This is a genomic window from Promicromonospora iranensis, assembly GCF_028994805.1.
GTDB classification, from domain to species: Bacteria; Actinomycetota; Actinomycetes; order Actinomycetales; family Cellulomonadaceae; genus Promicromonospora; species Promicromonospora iranensis.
Window position 1 is genome coordinate 66,452 of record NZ_JAJQQP010000009.1, and the last position, 14,593, is coordinate 81,044.

Sequence of the window (14,593 nt, forward strand, 5' to 3'; positions counted from 1 at the left end):
AATCCTGACTATGTCACTAGTCGGGCGCGATCTCGTGAGTCAACGAGCCTCCGGTTACCGTCGAACGGAGTGGAGCAGCGGACTCCGACCAGCGACACCGACCAGCCGAGGAGATGGTCCCCATGCAGGCGACCAGCAAGCCGCGCCACCGCAGCATCGACGTCGACGGGCTCGAGATCTTCTACCGGGAGGCGGGTGCGCCGGACCGGCCCTGCGTACTGCTCCTGCACGGGTTCCCGAGCTCCTCGCACCTTTTTCGGCACGTGATGTCGCCGCTGGCCGAGGTGGCCCGCGTGGTGGCTCCTGACCTGCCGGGCTTCGGGTTCTCGGCCTCGCCCGGCGTCGACGAGTACGAGTACACGTTCGCGAGCCTGGCCGACACCGTGGAGGCGTTCCTGGCGCAGGTCGGGGTCGAGAAGTTCTTCGTCTACCTGCACGACTTCGGCGCCCCGGTGGGCTACTACCTCGCCACCCGGCACCCTGAGCGCATCCTCGGGCTGATCGTGCAGAACGGCAACGCGCACGACGACGGTCTGGGCAGCCAGTGGGACAGTGCCCGGGCGTACTGGTCCGAGCCGACGGAGGCGAACCGGGCGCGGCTGCCCGAGTGGCTCAACGTCGAGGGGGTCCGCGACGAGTACACGAGCGGGCTGCCCGACCGGGTGCGCGCGCTCCAGCCGCCCGAGTCGTGGCACCTGGACTGGTCGCGGATGTCGCGGCCGGGCAACCTCGACGCCCAGTTCCGGCTGTTCCGCGACTACGCGAGCCACGTCGCCCGCTTCGACGAGCTGGCCGACTACCACCGGACCCACCAGCCGCCCTGCCTGGTGCTCTGGGGCCGCCACGACACGTACTACGACCTGGACGAGATCATGGGCTACGCCCGGACGCTCGACCAGCTGGAGATGCACGTGTACGACGCCGGCCACATGCTGCTGGAGACCCACTGGCCGGAGTGCGCGGCAGTGATGGCGGCGTTCGTCCGGGACGTCGCCGTCGGGCCGTCTCGCGGCTGACTCGATCAGTGGCGGGCGCCGAGCTCGACCAGGAGGACCCCGGCCGCGATCATGACGATTCCTGCGGCCATGACCTTCGTGAAAGGCTCCTCGAAGAGATACTTGCTCGCGATCGCGGTGAGCGCGACGCCGGAGGCGGCCCAGATCCCGTAGGCCATGCCGATGCCCATCCCGAGGTCGAGGACCAGGGTGAGGGCGGTGAACGCCGTCAGGTATCCGGCCACGACGACGACGTACCAGCGTCTGCGGCCTTCCAGCGCGGCCTTCAGCGACAGCGCCGCCGACACCTCCGTGACGATGGCGACCGCCAAGAACACCCAGGCCATCAGGCGTTCGCCTCCTGTCGTTCGCGGGCGGCAGCTCGCTGGGACCCGAGCTCGATCGTGACGACGCCGCCCATGATCAGCGCGATGCCGACGCCCATGAGGGCCGTCAGCGGTTCGCCGTAGAGGACCGCCCCGAAGACCGCCGTGAGCGCCACCCCGAGGGCACCCCAGATGCCGTACGCGACGCCGAGTGCCATGCCTTCCCGCAGCACCAGGGCCAGGAAGACGAAGGCGGCCAGGAAGCCGACGACGACCAGGCCGTACCAGGCGGGCTGGTCGATCGCGGCCTTGAGCGAGAGGGAGCCGGTGACTTCGCTGCCGATCGCTCCGGCGAGCAGCAGCCATGGTTTCAGGTTCATTCGATGCCTTCCAGGAGGTCCAGGGCGAGATCGCGCACGTGGTCGCGCGACTCGCCCTCGGGCGGGAACGCGCAGAGCGCTTCGGCGAACCAGATGCCGTCGGCGATGAGGCGGACGGCGACGAGCCGCGCCCGCACGTCCGGCGGCAGGTCGTCCGGCACCTCGAGCCAGGGGCGCATCCGCTCGACCCAGCGGGTGGTGAGCTGCTCGCGCAGCCGCGGGTCGGCGAACACGATGAGGTCGCTCTGGTCGACCTCGCAGTCCAGGGCCCAGCCCAGGTAGGCACGGGTCCGGACGCCGGGCGCGACGGTCTCGACCGGTCCGGGCAGGCGCGCGGCCAGGTCCCGTTCCCAGCCGTCGACCACCCGGTCGAGCAGGGCGACCATCAGGGCTTCCTTGGTGGGGAAGTGGTACATGACGCCCGGCTTGGTCAGCCCTGCCTTTCGCGCCGCCGACTCCAGGGAGACCGTGGAGCCGTCCTGGAGCATGGCCAAGGCACCGTCGAGGATCAGAGTCTTCGAACTCATGGGACAACTTTACCAACCGGAAGGTTGGTGGATACAAGCGCGCAAGGCCGAACCGCAACGTGACGCTGGACTCGGGCGTCGAGTCGATGGAAACACGTCAATGAGCCCTCACCTGGACGTGCAGCTTGCGGTTCGGCGCCCTGGAGGGGATACGCGAAAGGCCCTCCGGCTCAGCGTTTCCGCTGGTCGGAGGGCCTTATCTCACGGTGGGCGATACTGGGATCGAACCAGTGACCTCTTCGGTGTGAACGAAGCGCGCTACCCCTGCGCCAATCGCCCGTGCTGCTCACCCGCTAGGGCGTGCGTGGACGATATTAGCGTGCTTCCAGCGTGGATGCGAAATCCAATCGCCGGCTCGGCCCCAGTTCGAGGCCCCGACCGCGTCAGGGATCGATCCGCTCCCGCATGTTCCGCTCGAACAGGTCGCGCGCGGCGGCCGACAGCTCGCCGATCTGCAGGTCGACGCCGTCCAGCCAGACCGTCGGCTGCACGTTCCGCACGGACCCGGTCAGGAGCATCCGCGCCTCGCCCGCGGCCACCCGGTCGAGCACCGAGAACGGGAGCTCGCCGTCCTTGGCCTCGCGCACGGGCAGCCCTGCCTCGGCGCCCCACTCCAGCAGCAGCTCGCGGGTGATGCCGGCCAGGCAGCCCACGCTGAGCGGGGGAGTGACCAGCTCGGCGTCGAGCTCCAGGAAGACGTTGGAGCCCGTGCCCTCGCACAGGTCACCCTGCGTGTTTGCGAACACCGACTCGTCGGCACCCTTGCTGATCGCGTCCGCGAGCGCCACGACGTTCTCGGCGTAGGACGTCGTCTTCAGGCCCGCGACGGCGCTGTTCTCGTTGCGGGTCCAGGGGGAGCGTGCGGCCCGCCCGGTCGGCACGACGACGGCGGATGTCGCCGCCACGACCACTGTCTGCGGCCCGTCGGAGCGCCCGGAGCCGAGCGGCCCGACGCCGTCGGTCACGGTGATGCGCAGGCGCCCGGCGTCGGGTGCCGCGGAGAGGACGGCGTCGACGCCGTCGCGCACCTTGCGCAGGTCGAGGGGCGCCATGCCCATGCCTGCCGCCGAGCGCTCGAGGCGCGCGAGATGTCGCGTGAGGGCGAACGCGTGGCCGTCGAGCACCGCGCAGGTCTCGAAGACGCCGTCGCCGACAGTGATGCCGTGGTCCACCGCGCTGAGCGCGGCCTCGTCGGGCGCGACCATGCGCCCCTCTGCCCAGATGACCGTCATGGCGCCCAGTCTGTCACCGGCGCAGGGTCACGTGCGTGACCTCGGGCGTGTGCCGCACGGAGGTGGAGGAGAACTCGATGGGCGGTACGCCGTCGAACACGCGGGTGCCGGAGCCGAGGGTGAACGGTACGACGTGCAGCCGCAGCTCGTCGACGTGGCCGGCGGCGAGGTACTCGTTGAGCGTCGTGGCCCCGCCGGTGATGGAGATGTCGCGGTCCCCGGCGGCGGCCCGGGCCTGCTCCAGGGCGCTCTCGATGCCGCCGGTGACGAAGTGGAAGGTGGTACCGCCCTCCATCGGGATCGGGTCGCGTGCGTGGTGGGTGAGGACGAAGACGGGGCCGTGGTAGGGCGGGTTGTCGCCCCACCAGCCCGTCCAGTCCAGGTCCCACTCGCCGCGGCCGGGGGAGAACATGTTGCGGCCCATGATGTACGCGCCGGCGCCCACGATGGCGTCCACCTCGGTCTTGTGCGCGTCCCCGTGCTCGAACATCCAGGTGTGCAGGCGCTCGCCCGCGAGCGGTCCGAACGGGTGCTCCAACGACTGGTCGTGCCCGGCGGAGTAGCCGTCGAGCGAGACTGCCATGTCTGCTTTCACGATTCCCATGTCGTGTCCGACGACGGAGGCCACGAGAACTCATCGGACGACCCCACGGCCGCGCGCTACCGCCGGGCCAGGGCCTCGATCTCCGCCACCGCGCTGTCGCCGAGCCGGCTCAGCTCGTTGCCCATGGACCCCGCGACGTGCGGTGTGAGCAGCACGTTCGGCAGGCTCCACAGGGGGTGGTCAGCCGGCAGCGGCTCGGGTTCGGTGACGTCGAGGACGGCGTCGATCCGGCCGGTGGAGAGCTCGGCGACGAGCGCGTCGGTGTCCACCAGGGCCCCGCGTGCGGTGTTGATCAGCGTGGCGCCGTCGGGCAGGAGGGCGAGGCGGCGTGCGTCGATCATCTGCCTGGTCTCCGGGATGTCGGGCGCGTGGACCGAGACCACCGTGGACGTGGCCATGAGCTCGTCGAGCTCGACCTTGCGCACGCCGAGCCGGTGCGCGTCGTCGTCGGTCAGGTAGGGGTCCGAGACCGACACGACCAGGTCGAAGGGGCGCAGCAGCTCGATGGTCTGCCGGCCGATGCACGAGGCGCCGACGAGGCCCACCCGGCGGCCGTGGTTGCCCGCCTGGGGGAACGCCTGCTCCCGGTCGATGAACGCGCGCCGCTCGGCGTAGAGCCGGGCGGAAGGCAGCGCCTGCTTGCCCGCCAGCAGGATGAGCGCGAGCGACAGCTCGGCCACCGGCCGCCCGTTGGCGGCGCGGGCGTCGGTCAGCGTCATCCGGCGCTCGCGGGCTGCGGGGCCCAGCAGGCCTGTCGCGCTCCCGCCCGTGTGCACGACGGCGCGCAGCCGGGGTGCTGCCGCCATCACGGCGTCGGTGAGGAAGCCCGCGCCCCAGCCGGTGACGAGCACGTCGCAGCGCTCGAGCGCCGTGGCCGCCTCCGGTGCGGCGAGGTCCTCGAGCACCTGTGGCCACACGTTCGCCACTGCCGCGAGCCGACGGCGGGCCGCGTCGTCGAGGAGCCGGTCCGCGAGCGCCGCCGGGCGCATGGTGAGCACTACGTCGAGTGGTTCCATCTCTACCTCCTGGTCCGGTGTGCAGGATAACGTTGTCCCATTGCGGAGGGAAGCCCGACGTGCGGCGAGGTTGGAAATGGCGCGGTCACTTGACACGCGGGACCAGGCCGCTAATCTGAGAACGTTTTCCTGCGCCGACCAGAGCGCAGCTCAAGGATGAGTACATCTCAAAGGGGAGAACCATGATCAGATCACGCGCCCGCTGGGCGACCGCCGGGCTGGCCGTCACGGCGCTGACGGGCCTGAGTGCCTGCTCGGCTGCCGACGCGCCCACCACCGCCACGGGCGGTGGCGCCGAGGCCGCGGGCCCGGTGACCATCGAGGTCTGGGGGTGGAACGCCGAGACCGGCAAGCAGATCGTCGAGGCGTTCAACGAGGCACAGGACGACGTCACGGTGGAGTACGTGCTGCAGGCCAGCAACACCGCCACGCAGACCAACTTCCAGAACGCCATGGAGGCAGGCTCCGGCGTCCCCTGCCTGGTGCAGGGCTTCGCGCCGCTGACCACCATGGTCGTCAACGGCTGGGCGCAGGACATCACCGAGCAGGTCGAGGGCTCCGCCGACCTCTACAACGAGGGCTCGCTCGCCGCGGCCCAGGTCGACGGCCGGTACTACGGCCTGCCGAGCGGTTCCGACGGCCAGTTCTTCATCGTGAACCAGAAGACGTTCGACACGTACGACGTCGAGGTCCCCGCCACCTGGGACGAGTTCGTCGAGACCGGGCGCGAGCTCAAGAAGCACGGCGTCGACATCACCAACATGGCCGGTGAGGACCCCAGCGGCCTGATGGCCCTGGCCCAGCAGGCGGGTGCCGAGTGGTTCCGGATCGACGGCGACCAGTGGGTGGTCAGCTTCACGGACGACGCCACGCTCGCCGCGGCCGACGTGTACCAGCCGCTCATCGACGAGGACCTGGTGTCCAACCAGACCTACATGGACCGGCCGGCCCTGTACGAGTACTTCGACTCCGGCAAGATGGCATCGACGACCACGCAGTGGTGGTCGCTCACGGGCCTGCAGACCGGCCTGGTCGACTCGGCGGGCGACTGGTCGGCGCACCCGATCCCGCAGTTCTCGGACGCGGCGGAGCCCGTCACGCCCGGCCGCACGCTCCCCTCGTTCGTCCCCGCGGGCTGCGAGAACCCCGAGGCCGCCGTGGCCTACTCGAACTGGCTCACCACGCCCGAGGCGATCGAGTCGGGCCGCAACGCCGAGACCGGCGCCGTCAGCTTCCCGACGCAGATCCCCGACCCCTCGGACTACGTCGACGAGGTGGTCCCGGAGGGCCTCTTCGTGGACGACAAGGCCGCGGGCGAGGAGATCATCGCCGCCCAGGAGAACGTGATCGGCAAGTTCGAGCTCGGGCCGAACTACGACGCCTGGTTCCCGGAGCTGCAGGACCAGTGGGGCAAGGCCGTCGCCGGCGAGATCACGCTCGAGGAAGCGCTGACCGCTGTGCAGGAGTTCGTCGCGTCCGACCTGGACAGCAAGGGCATCTCCTACACCGTCGCCGAGTGAGCCGCTGACCCACGAGGGGAGGACGTCGATGTCCGTCAACACGCAAGACAACCACGCCGCCGTGCGCGAACCGGTACCCGGCTCGCCGCCCGGCGGGCAGCCCAGGAGCGGCTCCTCCCCTCGTGGGCGCACCCCGCGCTGGAACTGGCGCACCGCACAGAGCGTCAAGGGAGCCTCGCTCACCTTCCCGTTCCTGGCCGGCTTCACGCTGTTCGTGCTCGTGCCGGTCGGGATGGCGCTGCGCGAGAGCGTCTACACCACGAGGTCCGCGGGGGGTCTGGGCTTCGGCGGCCAGACCGTGTCCTTCGCCGGGCTGGACAACTTCGCCGCGGGTCTCGTCGACGGCAGCTTCTGGGCGGGGATGCTCAGGGTGTTCCTGTACGCCCTGGTCGTCGTCCCGCTGACCCAGGTGCTGAGCCTCGCCCTGGCTCTCCTGCTCGACGCCGCGCGGCGCCGGACCGCCGCCCGGTTCCGGATCGCGCTGCTGCTCCCGTACATGGTGCCGGGCATCGTCGCGACGATGGTCTGGATCTTCCAGTACAGCCCGACGGTCGGGCCGCTGACGCCGTTCTTCGAGGCGTTCGGCCTCGACGTGAACTTCTTCTCCAGCTCGATGGTCTGGGTGTCGATGGGCAACCTCGCGATCTGGGGCGCGCTCGGGTTCACGATGCTGATCCTCTACGGGGCGCTCCAGTCGGTACCCCACGAGATCTTCGAGGCGGCGCGGCTCGACGGCGCGTCCGAGCTGCGGATCGCGCTGTCCATCAAGGTGCCCTTCGTCCGCGGGTCGCTGGTGCTGACGTCGCTGCTCTCGATCATCGGCACGCTGCAGCTCTTCGACCAGCCCCTGCTGTTCCGGGCCGTCACGCCCGAGACCATCACCCGGGACTTCACGCCCGCCATGATGATCTACGACCAGGCGTTCAACGTGGGCAACCTCAACTACGCCACGGCTCTGTCGGTCATCCTCGCCCTCGTCGTCGGTGTCGCCTCCGCGATCATCTACCGCTTCATCAACAGGGAAGAGCCATGAGCGACACGACACTCGTGCCCGACGCCGCCGTCGTCCCCGATCCCGTCGCCCGACCCGGACGCCGACGTCGCCGCCGGCTCGACGAGGGTTCCTCCGTGGCGGAAGCCCGCGGCTCCTCCCGCTGGGTGGTCCTCGGGGTGCTGGTCGCCCTGACGCTGTACGCCGTCGGGCCGCTGTGGTGGCTGCTCGTCGCGGCGACGAAGAACCAGCGGGAGCTGTACACCACCCACGGGCTCTGGTTCAGCCAGCTCAACCTGTGGGACAACCTGAGCACCCTGTTCACCTACCAGGACGGGATCTTCGGCCGGTGGCTGTGGAACACCGTCGTGTACGCGGGGCTCGGCTCGCTCGGGCTGACGTTCGTCGCGCTCGCGGCCGGCTACGGGATCGCCAAGTACCGGTACCGCGGGCGCGGGCTGACGATGGGCCTGATCATCGCGTCCTTCCTGATCCCCGGCTCGCTGATGATCGTGCCGAGCTTCATCCTCTTCGTGAAGCTGGGCATGTACGACACGATCTGGGCGATGATCCTGCCCGGCATGTTCGGGTCGTTCTCCGTCTACCTGGCCAAGGTCTACGCGGAGGGCGCGGTGCCGTCCGAGCTCATGGAGGCCGCCCGCATCGACGGCGCGGGGGAGTACCGGATCTTCTTCTCCATGGGGCTGCGCCTGCTGTCGACCGCGGGCGCGACGATCTTCCTGCTGCACTTCGTGGCCTCGTGGAACACGTTCATGTGGCCGCTGGTCTTCCTCAAGGGGGTCGACAAGTGGCCGGTGATGCTCGGCATGTACTCGTGGCTGCAGCGAGGGATGGACAGCACGGTGGACCTCACCAGCCTCGTGGTCACCGGGTCGCTCGTCTCGACCATCCCGATGGTGGTGCTCATGATCGCGATGCAGCGCTACTGGCGTTCGGGCGTCACGCTCGGGAGCCTCAAGTAGTGCCCGGGTCAGCCCTTCGGCGGGGCGGTCGACTCCCGCACCACCAGCTGCGGCGCCGTGACCGACGACGCAGCATCGCCGTCGCCGTCGATCACCTGCGAGAGCAGGCCGAACGCGCGGGTACCGAGGTCCTCGAAGTCCTGGTCCACGGTGGTCAGGGACGGCTGCCACAGGGCGACGAGCGGCTGGTCGTCGAAGCCGATCACGGAGATGTCGCCCGGGACGTCGAGGCCGCGGTCGGACAGTGCCCGCATGAGGCCCAGCGCGATGTCGTCGTTGGCGCAGAAGACCGCGGTGACGTCGTTCATCCCGGCGATCCGCTCGCCCCAGCGGTAGCCGGAGCTCGCGTCCCAGTCGGCCCGCATGATCTGCGGGACCGGCGCACCGGCGGCGCCCAGGGCCGCACGCCAGCCGTCGGTGCGGCCCGAGTGCTTGCCCTCGGTCGGGCCGGCGATGTGGTGGACCGTCCGGTGCCCGAGATGGAGCAGGTAGTCGGTCGCCTGGCGACCCGCGGTGCGCTCGTCGATCAGCGCCGCCGGGACCGTGCCCGTGCGGCGCGAGCCGCCGCCGGCGACCACCACGGGCAGGCCCTCGGGCAGCGCCTTGGCGGCGTTGATACCCGCCCGGTCGAACTCGAGCACGATCACGCCCGCCGTCGGCTGGGCCAGCGTGAGATCGATGGCGGCGCGCACGTGCTCGTCGTCGCCGGACTCCACGACGGTGATCGACACGGTCATGCCGGCCCGCCGGGCGGCCGTCTCCACCCCCTGCAGCGTGCGGGCGTAACCGTAGTTGGCGGTCGCGCCCGCGAGCACGGACACGAGCGTGCGCCGGCCCGAGCGCATCGAGCGGGCGGCGCCGTTCGGGCGGTACCCGAGGGCCTGCACCGCCTCGTGCACACGCTGGGCGAGCTCGGGCGCCACGTACTTCGAGCCGTTCAGGACCCGGGAGACGGTGGGTACCGAGACCTCCGCCGCCCTGGCGACATCGGCGAGGACAGGGGCTCGGTACGACTTCGGACTGGCCATGAGCCGAGCATACGACAGCTGATAACGTTTTCCCCATCTGAGGAGAGTTGAGTGCCCACCCACCCGCGCGCCCCCCGTGGCGTCATCGCACCAGGACGGCTCTTCACCGACGACCAGGGTGCCGTCGCCCAGCTGCACGGCGTCGGCATCCAGAGGTTCGGCGACCTGTTCTACGCCTGGGGCGAGGACAAGACGAACGGCGGGACCTTCGGGGGAGTGGCCTGCTACTCGTCACCCGACCTCGCGACCTGGACCGCGCACGGGCACGCCCTGCCCGTCTCGCCCGACGTCCCCGACCTCGCCCCGGGCCGGGTGATCGAACGACCCAAGGTGCTGCGCAACCCGGCCGGGACGTACGTGATGTTCCTGCACGTCGACTCCGGCGACTACGCCGACGCCCGGGTGGGCTGGGCGGTCGCCGACCGGCCCGAGGGCCCATACACCTACCTGCGCAGCGAGCGCCCGCTCGGCAACATCAGCCGGGACATCGGCGTGTTCGCGGACGACGACGGCACCGGGTACCTGCTGTCCGAGGACCGGGAGCACGGCCTGCACGTCTACCGGCTGTCCGCGGACTACCTGGCGGTCGAGGAGATCGTCGCGACCACGCTCACACCGCCCAGCGACCACCCGGCGGGTCCGCACGGGTACGAGTCGCCGGCGCTCGTCAAGGCGGACGACCTCTACTACCTGTTCGGCTCCGACCTGTCGGGCTGGTCCACGAACGACAACAAGGTGGCGACGGCGCCGTCGCCCGCCGGTCCGTGGAGCGACTGGGCCGACTTCGCGCCCCCGGGCTCGGCCACGTGCGACTCCCAGACCTCGACGGTCGTGACCGTGCACGGCTCCGAGACCACGAGCCACGTGTACGTCGGCGACCGGTGGGACCGGGACGACCTGTTCCACTCCGCGCCCGTCTGGCTCCCCCTGCGGATCGCCGACGGCGTCGCACGGCTCGAGTGGCGCGACACCTGGACCATCGATCCCCGGACGGGGGTGATCGCATGACCGTCACCCTTCCCGGGCTCGAGGACAGCACCGAGCTGCGGATCGAGTGGGGCAACGACGTCCTCCGCGTGGCGATAGCCCACGGCCCGCACACCGCGCCACGGCTGGTGGCGCTGTGGCACGTGGCGGAGGAGCGGCCGGACCTGGCAGGTCTGCGCCGCTCGGCGCTCCCGGTGCTGGAGGTGACGGTGCTCGGCGACGGCCGCTCCGGGACGTCGGGCAAACGACACGTCGACGGCGCGGCGGCCCAGCGGATGCGGCTCGTCGGGCTGGACGAGACCGCGGAGGAGGGCACCGCCGGGAAGGCCGCCCCCGTCCGCCGCCTCCTGCTGCACCTCGCCGACGCCGAGTCCGGCCTGCGTGCCACCGTGCACTACGAGCTCGCCGACACGGTCCCCGTGCTGCGGACCTGGGCGGAGCTGTCGGCCGACCACGAGCTCGTGCTCGACCACGTCACCACCGGCGTCGTCTCCGGGCTCGGGCACGCCGCCCGCTGGGAGACGGAGCTCGCCGTGTGGGAGGCGGCCAACCCCTGGAGCGGCGAGTTCCGCTGGCACCGGTCCACGCTCGCCGAGCGCGGCCTGTACGACGTCGGCATGGTGCGGTTCGGCCAGGTCGGGTCGAAGAACCGGATCAGCCTCACCTCGACCGGTGCCTGGTCCACGTCCGAGCACCTGCCCATGGGCCTGGTCGAGGACACCCGCACCGGCCGGCTGCTCGCCTGGCAGGTCGAGACCAGCGGCGCCTGGCACACCGAGCTCGGCGACCGGTACGGCGACGTCTACCTCGCCGCCATGGGACCGACCGCGCACGAGCACCAGTGGGCCGGCCGCCTCGACGCCGGCACCGGGTTCAGCAGCGCCCCGGTGAGTCTCGCGATCGTCCCCGGTGCCGCCGCCGGACCCGCGGCGACCCTGGACGCCGTCGCCGCGGCGCTCACCGCGCACCGCCGCCGCACCCGGCGGCCCCACCCCGACCACGACACGCTGCCCGTCGTCTACAACGACTTCCTGAACACCCTCATGTCCGACCCGACCACCGAGCGCGAGCTCCCTCTGATCGAGGCGGCCGCCGACCTCGGCGCCGAGTACTACGTGATCGACGCCGGCTGGTACGACGACGAGCACGGCGGCTGGTGGGACTCCGTGGGCCAGTGGGAACCCTCGACCACCCGGTTCCCCGACGGCGGCCTGGGCGGCCTCATCGACCGCATCCGTGCCCACGGCATGCGCCCGGGCCTCTGGCTCGAACCCGAGGTGGTCGGCGTGCGCAGCCCCGTCGCCCGCACGCTCCCCGACGCGGCGTTCTTCCAGCGCCACGGCCACCGCGTCGCCGAGTGGGGCAGGTACCAGCTCGACCTGCGCCACCCCGCCGCACGCGCGCACCTCGACACGGTGGTCGACCGGCTCGTGACCACGTTCGGCCTCGCCTACCTCAAGCTCGACCACAACGTCGACATCGGCCCCGGCACCGACGCAGGCACCGGCGAGGCACCAGGCACCGGCCTGCTCGAGCACGGCCGCGCCTTCCTCGACTGGGCAGGCGCCGTCATGGACCGCCACCCCGGCCTCGTCATCGAGGCCTGCGCGGCCGGCGGGTCGCGCACCGACGCGGCCACCGGCCGCGTCTTCCCCGTCCAGTCCGTCACCGACCAGCAGGACTACCTCGCCACCCCGCCCGTCGCCGCGGCCGCCCCCCTCGCTCTCCCGCCCGAGCAGACCGGGATCTGGGCCTGCGTCGACGGCACCATGGACCGCGAACAGCTCGCCTTCTCCCTCGTCACGGCGCTCCTGGCCCGGGTACACCTGACCGGCCGCGTCGACACCCTTGACACCGACCAGCGGGCGGTCGTCCGGGAGGCGCTCGCGGTGTACCGGGACCTGCGGTCCGCCGTCGGGCGCTCGGTCCCCGTGTGGCCGCTCGGCCTGCCCGGCTGGCGCGACCCCTGGATCGTCCAGGGCGCGCGCGACGGCGACCATCTCTACCTCGCGGTCTGGCGCCGGGGCGACACGGACGACGGCGCCCCCGACACCCTGCGGGTGCCGCTGCCCGGCCGGGTCACGGACGAGGTCGTGGAGGTGCTGTACCCGCGCTGGGGCGGCGAGTCCGTCGCCGTGGTCGACGACGGCGGGGCGCTGGAGCTCAAGCTCCCGGCCCTGACCTCGGCGCGGCTGCTGCGGGTCCGGGTGACCTCGTGAGCGGCCTCGTGAGCGGCCGTCCGGTCGGCCCTCCGAAGGGCCCGGTGCGCAGGGCGGTCAACCCGGTGGTGCGCGGCTTCGCCCCGGACCCGTCGGCGATCCGGGTGGGGGACTGGTACTACCTCGCGACCAGCTCGTTCGAGTGGTTCCCGACCATCCCGCTGTACCGCTCGCGGGACCTCGCGGACTGGGAGCCGGCCGGGTCGGTCGGCACCGCGGTTCCCGGCCGGTCCCTTCTCGGGGTGCCCGACTCGGGCGGGATCTGGGCGCCCGCCCTCAGCCACGCGGACGGCGTGTTCTGGGTCGTGTACTCGATCGTCCGCTCGCTCGGCACCCGGCACTTCGACCTGGAGACCTACCTCTGCACGGCACCCGACGTCGGCGGCCCGTGGTCGGAGCCCGTGCGCCTGCCCGGCCACGGGTTCGACCCGTCGCTGCTGCACCACGACGGCCGGCACTACCTGCTCAACCTGCAGAACGACTCGCGGGTCGGCGGACGACGGTTCGACGGCATCGTGCTCACCGAGCTGGAGGTACCGCTGACGGGCGGCGGCGTGCCCGACACGGCTCGGGTGCGCGCCGTGGGCCCGACCAGCCTGCTGCTGCAGCGCGACAACCTGGTCGAGGGGCCCAAGATCACCGTCAAGGACGGCTGGTTCTACCTGCTGCTGGCCGAGGGAGGCACCGGCGTCGAGCACGGGGTGCTCGTCGCACGGAGCCGGTCGCTGACCGGGCCCTACGAGGTCGACGACGTCCCGCTGCTCACGTCCCGCGACGACCCGGCGGTCCCGCTGCAGAAGGCCGGGCACGGCGAGCTGGTCCGGACGCCGTCGGGCGAGTGGTACCTGACGCACCTGGCGTCCCGGCCCCTGGAGACGCCGTCCGGGCCGCGCAGCACGCTCGGCCGCGAGACGGCGGTGCAGCGCGTGGTCTGGGTCGACGGCTGGCCCCGGCTGGCCCAGGGCGGCTGGCACCCGGCCACGGAGGTCGAGGTCCCGGACGTGACCGAGCTGGGCGGCGTCGAACAGCGCGGTGGTCTCGAGATCGCTCCAGCCTGGCCCTGGTCGACGCTGCGGGAGCCCGCAGGGGACTGGGTGCAGCCCGTCCCCGACCAGCCTGGCGTGCTGCGGCTGCGCGGCCGGCAGTCCGCCGAGTCGCTGTGGCAGCAGTCGCTCCTGGCTCAGCGCCTGACCGAGCACCACGCCGAGGTGGAGGTGACCGTCGACGCCGAGCCCACCACGTTCACCCAGTCGGCGGGGCTGGTGCTCTGGTACAGCACGACGTCGTACTACCAGCTTCACGTCACGTGGACGGAGCCCGAGGGCGAGCCCCAGGCCGGCCAGCAGTGGGCGGGGAACCAGGGCCGCCGCGTGCTGGTCCTGACCCACGGCCACCCGGACGGCGCCCGGGTGCTGGATACCGTGGCCCTCGTCGACGGCCCGGTCCGCCTGCGCGCGCAGATCGACGACGTCACGGCCCGGCTGTGGTCGGCGAGCGACGGCGGGCCGTGGGCGCAGATCGGCCCGGACGTGGACTTCAGCGAGCTCTCCGACGACTTCGGCCCGCGCCTGCGATTCACGGGCGCCTTCGTGGGGATCAGCGCGGTCGACCTCGTCGACGGCGCCTTCACCGCCGACTTCTCCGACTGGACCCTTCGGTACAGAAGCACGATGCCGGGCGACTGAGTCCCCGACTGACTCTTGTGTTGTCCGGTACGTCGGGATAACGTATTCCCGGGATAACGATATCCCGCTCACGACGAGGTGACTACCGCGCGACCACGGT

Annotated in this window: 14 protein-coding genes and 1 tRNA gene; 7 read left to right on the forward strand and 8 right to left on the reverse strand. The window is 71.4% G+C overall.

Going from position 1 to position 14,593, the window contains the following annotated elements; translation table 11 throughout:
- Positions 1–122: 122 nt before the first annotated feature.
- Positions 123–1,016, forward strand: a complete 894-nt coding sequence (locus LUM46_RS16220) for an alpha/beta fold hydrolase (RefSeq protein ID WP_274995231.1) — start codon at positions 123–125, stop codon at positions 1,014–1,016.
- A 5-nt stretch (positions 1,017–1,021) separates the two neighbouring features.
- On the opposite strand, the gene LUM46_RS16225 is transcribed toward LUM46_RS16220, so the two are convergent.
- The 7 genes from LUM46_RS16225 to LUM46_RS16255 form a co-directional block, all read right to left on the reverse strand.
- Entirely contained in the window at positions 1,022–1,342 is a 321-nt protein-coding gene (locus tag LUM46_RS16225) for a DMT family transporter (protein ID WP_274995232.1), read from the reverse strand.
- On the reverse strand, positions 1,342–1,701 hold the full coding sequence (locus LUM46_RS16230) for a DMT family transporter (protein ID WP_477742926.1): 360 nt from the start codon (positions 1,699–1,701) through the stop codon (positions 1,342–1,344). The genes LUM46_RS16225 and LUM46_RS16230 overlap by 1 nt, the downstream gene beginning before the upstream one ends.
- Positions 1,698–2,228, reverse strand: a complete 531-nt coding sequence (locus LUM46_RS16235) for a TetR/AcrR family transcriptional regulator (protein ID WP_274995234.1) — start codon at positions 2,226–2,228, stop codon at positions 1,698–1,700. The genes LUM46_RS16230 and LUM46_RS16235 overlap by 4 nt, the downstream gene beginning before the upstream one ends.
- Positions 2,229–2,435: 207 nt before the next feature.
- Positions 2,436–2,507: transfer RNA gene (locus LUM46_RS16240), tRNA-Val, on the reverse strand.
- A gap of 104 nt (positions 2,508–2,611) precedes the next feature.
- Positions 2,612–3,460, reverse strand: coding sequence for an aminotransferase class IV (locus LUM46_RS16245; RefSeq protein WP_274995235.1), 849 nt, complete (start codon positions 3,458–3,460; stop codon positions 2,612–2,614).
- A 13-nt stretch (positions 3,461–3,473) separates the two neighbouring features.
- A complete protein-coding gene (locus LUM46_RS16250) occupies positions 3,474–4,064 on the reverse strand; it encodes a dihydrofolate reductase family protein (RefSeq protein WP_274995462.1) in 591 nt (196 codons plus the stop codon).
- 56 nt (positions 4,065–4,120) lie between these two features.
- Positions 4,121–5,080 carry a hydroxyacid dehydrogenase gene (locus LUM46_RS16255; RefSeq protein ID WP_274995237.1) on the reverse strand — a complete coding sequence of 320 codons (960 nt, stop codon included), beginning with the start codon at positions 5,078–5,080 and terminating at the stop codon, positions 4,121–4,123.
- Positions 5,081–5,262: 182 nt separating this feature from the next.
- On the opposite strand from LUM46_RS16255, the gene LUM46_RS16260 reads away from it, so the two are divergent.
- Genes LUM46_RS16260 through LUM46_RS16270 form a run of 3 tightly spaced genes read left to right on the forward strand, consistent with a single transcriptional unit; the run spans position 5,263 to position 8,574 of the window.
- Positions 5,263–6,600, forward strand: a complete 1,338-nt coding sequence (locus LUM46_RS16260) for an ABC transporter substrate-binding protein (RefSeq protein ID WP_274995239.1) — start codon at positions 5,263–5,265, stop codon at positions 6,598–6,600.
- A 28-nt stretch (positions 6,601–6,628) separates the two neighbouring features.
- Positions 6,629–7,633 carry a carbohydrate ABC transporter permease gene (locus tag LUM46_RS16265; protein WP_274995240.1) on the forward strand — a complete coding sequence of 335 codons (1,005 nt, stop codon included), beginning with the start codon at positions 6,629–6,631 and terminating at the stop codon, positions 7,631–7,633.
- A complete protein-coding gene (locus LUM46_RS16270; protein WP_274995242.1) occupies positions 7,630–8,574 on the forward strand; it encodes a carbohydrate ABC transporter permease in 945 nt (314 codons plus the stop codon). The genes LUM46_RS16265 and LUM46_RS16270 overlap by 4 nt, the downstream gene beginning before the upstream one ends.
- Before the next feature lie 8 nt (positions 8,575–8,582).
- On the opposite strand, the gene LUM46_RS16275 is transcribed toward LUM46_RS16270, so the two are convergent.
- The gene (locus LUM46_RS16275) at positions 8,583–9,602 is read right to left on the reverse strand and encodes a LacI family DNA-binding transcriptional regulator (protein ID WP_274995245.1); all 1,020 of its coding nucleotides are present in this window, start codon (positions 9,600–9,602) and stop codon (positions 8,583–8,585) included.
- A 51-nt stretch (positions 9,603–9,653) separates the two neighbouring features.
- Here LUM46_RS16275 and LUM46_RS16280 point away from each other — a divergent pair, with 51 nt between their 5' ends.
- Genes LUM46_RS16280 through LUM46_RS16290 form a run of 3 tightly spaced genes read left to right on the forward strand, consistent with a single transcriptional unit; the run spans position 9,654 to position 14,493 of the window.
- A complete protein-coding gene (locus LUM46_RS16280; protein WP_274995246.1) occupies positions 9,654–10,610 on the forward strand; it encodes a family 43 glycosylhydrolase in 957 nt (318 codons plus the stop codon).
- The gene (locus LUM46_RS16285) at positions 10,607–12,808 is read left to right on the forward strand and encodes a glycoside hydrolase family 36 protein (protein WP_274995247.1); all 2,202 of its coding nucleotides are present in this window, start codon (positions 10,607–10,609) and stop codon (positions 12,806–12,808) included. Before LUM46_RS16280 ends, LUM46_RS16285 begins: the two co-directional genes overlap by 4 nt.
- Positions 12,805–14,493 (forward strand): glycoside hydrolase family 43 protein, encoded by a 1,689-nt coding sequence (locus LUM46_RS16290; protein WP_274995250.1) that lies wholly within the window; start codon positions 12,805–12,807, stop codon positions 14,491–14,493. Before LUM46_RS16285 ends, LUM46_RS16290 begins: the two co-directional genes overlap by 4 nt.
- Positions 14,494–14,593 lie beyond the last annotated feature (100 nt).